Raw genomic sequence first — 3,158 nt, 5'->3', positions numbered from 1 at the left:
TTTTCAGGTGTTGCTTCTTTAACTACTGGTGCTGTCGCTCTTCTTTCATCACTAAACCAGGAACCACGTTCTCGTGGATTACCATCGTTTACGTTATTATTTACTTCGATAACAGTGAGCGCTCTAAATTTATCTGTTCCTATCTTATTAACTCCAGGCTTATAATCAGACTGGGTAATAGTAATTTTGCGTGCAGAACCATCCCCATCATTATTAGGAGATATATCTTTAGAGGCAAGTATATTATAACCTTCCGGATAAGCTAATCCATCCGGACTCCCTCCATAATTAGAAATATCCGAACCTCCGGTTACCAAATATACTTTCATCTTTGCGCCATTAGGTAATTTAGGAACATAAGGAATTGTCACATCAATATTAGGTTTTTCATTAGCTTTACCTGCTAAGCTCGGGACACTTGCATCTGTACTATCATTTGGTGTATTAATAGTCGGCTTCTGAAAAGGGAGATAGTATCCAAATTGTGTCGTCTGACTACCACTTGAAGTAGTTACTGTTACATTCAATAAATACTGACCACTGCGCGGAGTAGTTCCGTCGAAAGTCAAAGATGCTTCACTCCCATTGACAGAAGATGCGACCTTTAAACCCATGTTTTCATGACCAGTTACAGATATGCTAGTAATTTTCTCATGATTTGATTTAGCACTAATTTTCAAAATATTACCAAATACTCTATCTCCACCTGGTACTACTAGTATATTAGAAACCTCTATTTGTTTACGTACTGCATTCCATCTCCCAATTGTTAATCCTGTTATATTCCGTCTTTTTCTTACATGAACTCCTCTTTCCTCAGAATTTTCCTCACTATCATTTTTTGACATCATCACTTGATTACCATCCAGTAACTTGTGAGCTTTTTCGACAAGTTCTCCAGAAATCTTTCCGTCGTCTGAAAGTCCTAACTTTTCGTTGATAGTATCGGCTAAGTTTTTAAAAGCTACTGCAGACTCAGGATTAGATTCTTTCAATCTTTTAGATGCATCTATCAATTTATCATATAACTGATACCCGTCTTCTTCTTGAGATTGCTCTGTCTTATCTGCTACCACAGCTTCTTCTTTGTCAGTTAAGGATTTTTCTTCCAACTCTGGTTGAGCTTCTTTTTTATCTTTTTCTACCTCGGACACGGGAGATGATTCACCAGACACAGGTTTAACTACACCATCAACTTTTTCGTCACCTTTATTCTCTACTGTTTCCTCAGCTTTTCCTTCACCATCTTTAGCTTGGCTGTCTTGCTCTTTTCTCTCTGTCGCTTGAGTGTTTGGTTTAGCTCCTTCTTGTTCTACGTTAAGATTTTGATTGCTTGTATCTGATGGCGGTAAGACAGATGGATTCCCAGTGTTGCCATTTCCATCCTGACTGACCACTTCTGTATTTGCTTCCGCCGCCTGAACTTCTGTCGCTGGATTAGCCACAAAAAAGACAGACCCTAGCAAGACTGAGGCTGCTCCAATTGAAAACTTGCGTATAGAAAAGCGTTGGCGCTCATTCATTTTAAACTGTTTCATAGTTTTTCCTTTCTTTCTACCCTGTCTTTGCTCCTCTAGCCATGTTCATACAGGCATCAACTCGCAATAAAAACAGGAAAACATGACCTTTTTTCATCTTAAACAAATGACAAAAAACCCATTGTTTACTAACACTTCATTATATCAACTTAGTTCCTTTCCTTCAACCTCACTTTGTTTTAGAAAATCGATAATTATATATATATATATATATATATGCACAAGGCTTATTTTAAAGGATTTAGAGGCTACTTATTTGTAAATTTAGTATATTTTCCATTATTTTCAGAAATTTTAAATTTATATGACATTCAAACGAAACTGTTCGTCTTGCTATCCATCGCCAGAAAGACCTATCCTAGACTCAGCAAATAAAAAAACAGGCTCTCCGAAAAATCAGAAATCCTGAGATATTATTTGATATAACTCCTATCCCAAATCACTTGATGTAGGCTCTCCCAGCTTTGTCGAGTAGCAGAGGTAGACTAACCATGACAAAAATCAGCCATAGCCAGACTCATAAAAGCCCAGATAAATATAGGAGAGAAGCAAGAGAAAGGCCGATAGCAAAACCATACCCAAAGTCTCTCCAAAATTCCTACAAATAAATAGGAGCCAAAGAAGAGATAAAGGATAAAGAGACTAAAGCAAAAACGCTTGCCTGTCTTTTAGTACAAAAAGCACACCTTGGCTAGATGGTGTGCTTGACCATTATTGCTGATTTTACAACAATGTCTCAAACTCAGTGACAGTCATTTCCAATTGCTCGCTCGCAACCTCAGATGTCAAAAGACCTTGACGGACTAGATTTAGTAGCATGGACAAACTTCCTTCGACTTTCCCACGCTCCAGTCCCTGTTCAAGACCCTCTGCACGACCACGTTCAAGACCACGTTCTAAGCCCTTTTCCTCAGCTTGTTCCAAAGCATAGTCCTGTGCCAACAATGCCTGTTCTTCGCGCATACGTAGTTGACTAAACATCTTCCTGTCCTCCTCGGACCAGCTCTTGTAGTCCAGCAGTTGGTCTGCCTGGCTGATAGCTCGCTCAGGTTGTTGGGTAAAGGGTTTATTCCCGAAAAACTCTAACCATGGTTTGCGAACCTCGTCTTTGCTGGTTTCTCTGTATTTTTTAGGTCTTATTTATGATCGTCTTTCAATAATTCTTCAAACTCAGAGACAGTCATGCCCAGTTGCTGACTGGCAACCTCAGAAGTTAGAATACCTTGACGGACTAGATTTAGTAGCATGGACAAACTTCCTTCGACTTTCCCACGCTCCAGTCCCTGTTCAAGACCCTCTGCACGACCACGTTCAAGACCACGTTCAAGACCACGCTCTAAACCTTTTTCCTCTGCTTGTTCCAAGGCATAGTCCTGCGCTAACAAGGCTTGTTCTTCGCGCATACGTAGTTGACTAAACATTTTTCTGTCCTCCTCGGACCAGCTCTTGTAATCTAGCAGTTGGTCTGCTTGACTAATAGCTCGCTCGGGTTGTTGAGTAAAGGGCTTGTTCCCAAAAAACTCCAACCACGGCTTGCGAACCTCGTCTTTGCTGGTTTCTCTGTATTTCTTTAATTCCAAGAATGCCATCTTGACTAGATGGTTTTCTTGTCCATTGTTT

General features: G+C 39.9%; 1 protein-coding gene and 2 pseudogenes. All 3 read right to left on the bottom strand.

What is annotated here, in order from left to right:
- Positions 1–1,538: YSIRK-type signal peptide-containing protein (locus HT725_RS10365; RefSeq protein ID WP_240147145.1), on the bottom strand; the 1,538-nt coding region annotated here is incomplete at its 3' end.
- A 723-nt stretch (positions 1,539–2,261) separates the two neighbouring features.
- Positions 2,262–2,669: pseudogene (locus HT725_RS10060) on the bottom strand (hypothetical protein); the annotation flags it as partial.
- 5 nt (positions 2,670–2,674) lie between these two features.
- Positions 2,675–3,158: pseudogene (locus tag HT725_RS10055) on the bottom strand (hypothetical protein); the annotation flags it as partial.

Origin of the sequence: Streptococcus sp. 2579, from assembly GCF_013277195.1 — a bacterium.
Taxonomy (GTDB): Bacteria; Bacillota; Bacilli; order Lactobacillales; family Streptococcaceae; genus Streptococcus.
Note: the sequence above shows the minus strand (reverse complement) of the source record. Positions and strands in the feature narration are given on the sequence as shown.